The organism is Bacillus cereus group sp. BfR-BA-01355 (assembly GCF_022663675.1).
GTDB lineage: Bacteria > Bacillota > Bacilli > Bacillales > Bacillaceae_G > Bacillus_A > Bacillus_A thuringiensis_S.
The window spans coordinates 1-5,290 of the sequence record NZ_JAKUFY010000197.1 but is presented as its reverse complement, the minus strand read 5'-3'; the positions used below and the strand labels follow the sequence as shown (position 1 = coordinate 5,290).

Here is a 5,290-nt window from a genome sequence, read left to right as displayed (position 1 = left end):
CCTGGAACACCGGGTCCAGAAAAACCGGAAAAAGAATTACCAAAGACAGGGCAGAAAATGCCTGTGGAACCATATATGGGAGCACTTCTTGTAATGATGAGTTTTGGATTACTCGTATTAGGTAGAAAACAGCAGAGATAATAAAAGTGAAAAGGTATCCTCAAAGTATTTGAGGATACCTTTTTTAACATAAAAAAGGCATCTAGCAAAAGAACTAGATGCAAATAAAAACACTTGGGAAGACAAAATTCTTCCCGTTTCCCGTATGTAATTATATCAAAAAAATTATAAAAAACTAGTTATATTTAAAATATAATTTTAAAAAAAGTTATATACATAAATAATTGCAATACTCGCAGTTTTCTCTTTCTGAAAAATACATTTCTTTAATTTTGAATATTAAGACTAATGTTGAAAAATCTTCAGATAATTAGAAAAAATAACCAAAAGGATATATAATATTGCTTAAGAAATAGTTTTAATGGATTACATATATTTCATTTGGTGTATTAATTGAATATCATAATTTTAAATTTTATTAAGCAAGAATCTCGGTTACTTATTGCATTTCTAACATAGGGTGAGAAAGAAAAATACAATAGTGTGGAGGTTTTTATAATGACGTTTGTTCTTAGTAAAATGAGTGGCTTTAGCATAGAAGAAAAGGTACATGAATTTGAATCTAAGGGATTCCTTGAAATCTCAAATGAAATCTTTTTACAAGAGGAAGAGAATCATCGTTTATTAACACAAGCACAGTTAGATTATTATAATTTGGAAGATGATGCGTACGGTGAATGCCGTGCTAGATCTTATTCAAGGTATATAAAGTATGTTGATTCACCAGATTATATTTTAGATAATAGTAATGATTACTTCCAATCTAAAGAATATAACTATGATGATGGCGGTAAAGTTAGACAGTTCCATAGCATAAATGATAGTTTTTTATATAATCCTTTAATTCAAAATATCGTGCGTTTCGATACTGAATTTGCATTTAAAACAAATATAATAGATACAAGTAAAGATTTAATTATAGGTTTACATCAAGTAAGATATAAAGCTACTAAAGAAAGACCATCTTTTAGTTCACCTATTTGGTTACATAAAGATGATGAACCAGTAGTGTTTTTACACCTTATGAATTTAAGTAATACAGCTATTGGCGGAGATAATTTAATAGCTAATTCTCCAAGGGAAATTAATCAGTTTATAAGTTTGAAGGAGCCTTTAGAAACTTTAGTATTTGGACAAAAGGTTTTCCATGCCGTAACGCCACTTGGAACAGAATGTAGTACTGAAGCTTTTCGTGATATTTTATTAGTAACATTTTCTTATAAGGAGACAAAATGAGAGAGAATAAAATAATTATGATTTCTGGAGCCAATAGTGGTATAGGTCATGCTTGTATAAAATACTTTTTAGAAAAATCCTTTCATGTAATAGCTCTTGATATTAATAATAATAACTTAATAGATTATATGAAAACAGATATGCCTTTGAAAGTAGTGCAAATTGATTTAAGTAATAGTGAAGCGATTCATAATCTTTTTACTCAATTAGATTTAGAAAAGCTTTCTCCTGATATATTAATAAATGCTGCTGGTATTCGAGAGATAACACCTGTTTTAAATTTATCCGATGATATGTTTAAAAAAGTAATTGATGTAAATTTAGTAGCCCCATTTATACTTTCTAGGGAAGTAGCGAAGCGATGGTGTGAATCGAAAATAAAAGGTTGTATTGTGAATATAGCATCGGTTTCTGGATTAATGGCTGAACCAGAGCGAGCTGCTTATGTGGCATCAAAGCATGCCTTAATCGGATTGACTAAACAGATGGCTATGGAATTTGGGAAGCAAAATATAAGAGTAAATAGCATTTCTCCTGGTGTTATTAGAACTGAACTTACAGAAGAATACTTTAGTAATAAAGCCTTGATGTCTATGATAAAAAGTAATCAATCTTTAGATACTTGGGGGTTGCCCCAGGATATTGTTTCATGTATTGAGTACTTGATTTCTGATCAGGCCCGCTTTATTACTGGTTCTAATTTTGTAATTGATGGTGGTTGGACTGCTGGGAAAAACTTGTAGTTGAGTGTTTTTGAGGAAAAGCACCTGTCCTTTTTTAGGCTGGTGTTTTTCTCACTATAAACAGATTTTTTTATTGGAGGGGGATTAATTTGCTTCAAAAAAGTTTTAAGCAAGAGAAAACGGTACCGGCCTTAAAGATGATAGCATCAATGGTTATCTTTGGATCAGTTGGATTTTTTTCTGTTCAAACAAACTTGCCTTCGTTTGAATTAGTGTTTGTAAGGTGTATTTTTGCGACAATATTTTTAAGTGTATGCTGGTTGCTTACAGGGCAATATAAACAAGATAAATGGGAACGAAAAGAAGTTATTCAAGTTTTAATATGTGGCTTTTTCTTAGTATTTAATTGGGTTTTCTTATTTAAAGCCTTTGAAAATATGTCAGTTACAATTGCTATCTCAGTTTATCATCTTGCACCAGTAATTGTACTGTTAATTGGAAGTATCGTCTTTAAAGAAAAATTAACATTAATATCTATCATTTCAATAATTGTGTGTTTTGTGGGAGCTTTATTAATTGCTGGTATCGATGGAAGCTTCTCTGTAGGCTCATTAATGTCTTCAGGTATGATATGGGGATTTCTTGCAGCTCTCTTTTATGCATTTACAACTTTATTTGGTAAAGGGATTAACAAAATGAGTGCGTATGCAATGACATTTTTACAAACATTCTTGGGGATATTTCTTTTAATACCATTTATAGATTTAGATGCTTTTAGTGGCCTCACTCAAAGTAATTGGACATATATTATAGCTACTGGTTTTATTCACACTGGGATAGTGTATTATCTGTTTTTTGATAGTTTACGCCATTTATCTACAAAAACAATCTCAATATTAGTTTTTTTAGATCCGGCAGTGGCAATATTATTAGATACTGTACTTACTGGATTCCGTCCAACTTTAATGCAAATAACAGGAATTCTTTTTATTTTTATTGGCATGACTTTAACATTAAAAAAATCTAAAGATAAAAAACTGAGTCAAAAAGAAAATCGAATTGAAAGCGATGCTAGTATATCTCAACAATGATGAAATATATTGTGTATAAAACGATAAACCTTGCATGAATCATGTAAGGTTTATTTTAGTTCAATATAATTCATATTTATAATATATAATTTTCAAAACTGGGTATGTTTTTCTTTAATATGCTTTTGATTCAACTATTTTATTTGACTATAAATTTACAAAAATGTATATAAAACCTTGTTTTTTGATAATATATAAGTAATAAATTCATAGAATTGGAGTGATGAGATGCAGCCGTTAGAAAGGGAGATTCATTCTAATATGCTGAAAGTGTGGAGGATGCACGCTTTAATTGGGGCGGCAGTTATACTAACAGTCGTAATTGCATATTTCTTTTTCATGATTAACTTTAACTGGTGGGGGTGGTTGTTTGGACTATTAGTAACAGGAGCCATTACATTTATTCCACTTGATTATTTTGTGTTTCCAAATTTACGTCAGCGCTATTATAGTTACAGATTAAATGAAGAAGAGATTGAGATTCAAAAGGGAATGTTTGTTGTAGAACGCGTACTTATTCCGATGATCCGTGTGCAGCACGTAACGATTGAGCAAGGGCCGATTATGAGAAAGTATAATTTAGCAGAATTACACATTTCAACAGCCGCAACTTCTCATAGTATCCCAGGTTTAACGAAAGAAGAAGCAGAACAGCTGAAAAGACAAATTGGAGAACTTGCGAAAGTGAGTGATGAGGATGTATAAGAGGCAACATCCGATCACGATATTGTTAGGTATTAGGGTTGCGAGTTTGTTGCCACTTATTATTCTTGTTTTATTTAAACCTGATGAACAAGTGGAACCTTGGTATTTATTTTATCTTTTCCTTCTGGTTGTTTTATTCATCATGGCTATTTTTTCAACAATTAAATGGTATTTTAAAGTGTACTGGATTGAGAATAATATGTTACATGTAAAGCACGGTGTTTTTGTAAAGAAGGAAAGCTATTTAAATAAAGAGCGTGTACAAAATATTAGTACGTCTTCTAACTTCATTTATCAAATGCTCGGACTCATGAAGTTAAATATAGAAGTAGCCGGTGGTGGTAATGAACCAGAAGTGATGTTGGCTGGTATTAAAGAAGACGAGGCAAAACATTTAATCTCTGTATTACATAAGAAAGAAACTACTGTAAAAGAAGAAATAGAAGAGGAAGAAAGCAAGACGGTTTATCAGTTAACAGCGAAAGAGGTTTTAGCCGCAGCGATTACATCTGGTCGGTTCGGACTAGTGTTCTCTGGACTAGTACTTCTTTACACAAAGTTTGATTTTGTTCTTCCTGAAGGATTCACAAGTAAAGTAGAAGCGTATGTGATGGGAAACGGTGTTTATAAACTAATTGTAATTGCATTAATTTTAATGGCAATTTCATGGATTATTTCCACGGCTGGATATGTGTTGAAATATGCAAACTTTAAAATTGAGCGAAAAGGGGAAGAGATTCGTATCGTTCAAGGATTATTTGAAAAGAAAGAGTTTGTCTTAAAATTGCACCGCATTCAAGCGATTACTGTAAAAGAAGGTATGCTTCGCCAGCCGTTTGGCTATTGTGCTGTTGAAGTGGAAGCAATACAAAGTATTGGAGCAGCAAGTAACGAAGTAATGTTGCATCCATTTATGAAGAAAAAAGATGTACAGCACCTGCTCACATATTTAGAGTTACCTTATGAAATCGAAGCGGAGATCGTTCACTTACCAAAAACAGCGTTGCGTCGTTATTTCATTATGGGCTGGTTAATAAGTATCATACTCACAGTTCTAATTGCCAGCGTGAGTATATATTTTAAACAATATATTGCGTTGTTTGTTATTTTACCGTTATTTATCGTGTTTTCGTTACTTGCGTATGCTAGATATAAAAGTGGTGGTTATGAATTAAGAGAAAATCAACTAACGGTTGTATATCGTAATTTTTCGAAATATACAGGAATAATGCGAAGAAGACATGTTCAAGCAGTAGGTTATAATCAATCGTATTTTCAAAGAAAAGATGAATTATGTACAACTCTTGTAGCGGTAGCCGGGCGCGGTTATGAAGTAAAGCATATGAGAAAAAAAGATTCGCTTCGTATATATAATTGGTACAAAGAAAAAGGAAACACCGGTGTGTAATGGTGTTTCCTTTTTGTCATTAAATCGATATCTTTAGTCGAATCGTT

The 5,290-nt window shown here is 31.9% G+C and carries 6 protein-coding genes; all 6 read left to right on the top strand.

The features are described 5' to 3' along the window. Window positions 1-141: LPXTG cell wall anchor domain-containing protein (locus MR167_RS33040; RefSeq protein ID WP_255787453.1), on the top strand; the 141-nt coding region annotated here is incomplete at its 5' end. Window positions 142-618: 477 nt separating this feature from the next. Then, window positions 619-1,356 carry a 2OG-Fe dioxygenase family protein gene (locus MR167_RS30355; RefSeq protein WP_000144818.1) on the top strand — a complete coding sequence of 246 codons (738 nt, stop codon included), beginning with the start codon at window positions 619-621 and terminating at the stop codon, window positions 1,354-1,356. After that, window positions 1,353-2,099 carry an SDR family NAD(P)-dependent oxidoreductase gene (locus MR167_RS30350; RefSeq protein ID WP_001208943.1) on the top strand — a complete coding sequence of 249 codons (747 nt, stop codon included), beginning with the start codon at window positions 1,353-1,355 and terminating at the stop codon, window positions 2,097-2,099. The genes MR167_RS30355 and MR167_RS30350 overlap by 4 nt, the downstream gene beginning before the upstream one ends. 89 nt (window positions 2,100-2,188) lie before the next feature. Next, window positions 2,189-3,130 carry a DMT family transporter gene (locus tag MR167_RS30345; protein WP_000939629.1) on the top strand — a complete coding sequence of 314 codons (942 nt, stop codon included), beginning with the start codon at window positions 2,189-2,191 and terminating at the stop codon, window positions 3,128-3,130. A 228-nt stretch (window positions 3,131-3,358) separates the two neighbouring features. Next, complete coding sequence (locus MR167_RS30340; protein ID WP_001182726.1) at window positions 3,359-3,835, top strand: PH domain-containing protein; 477 nt, start codon at window positions 3,359-3,361, stop codon at window positions 3,833-3,835. Continuing rightward, a complete protein-coding gene (locus MR167_RS30335) occupies window positions 3,828-5,243 on the top strand; it encodes a PH domain-containing protein (RefSeq protein ID WP_242316163.1) in 1,416 nt (471 codons plus the stop codon). The genes MR167_RS30340 and MR167_RS30335 overlap by 8 nt, the downstream gene beginning before the upstream one ends. Window positions 5,244-5,290: the final 47 nt, after the last annotated feature.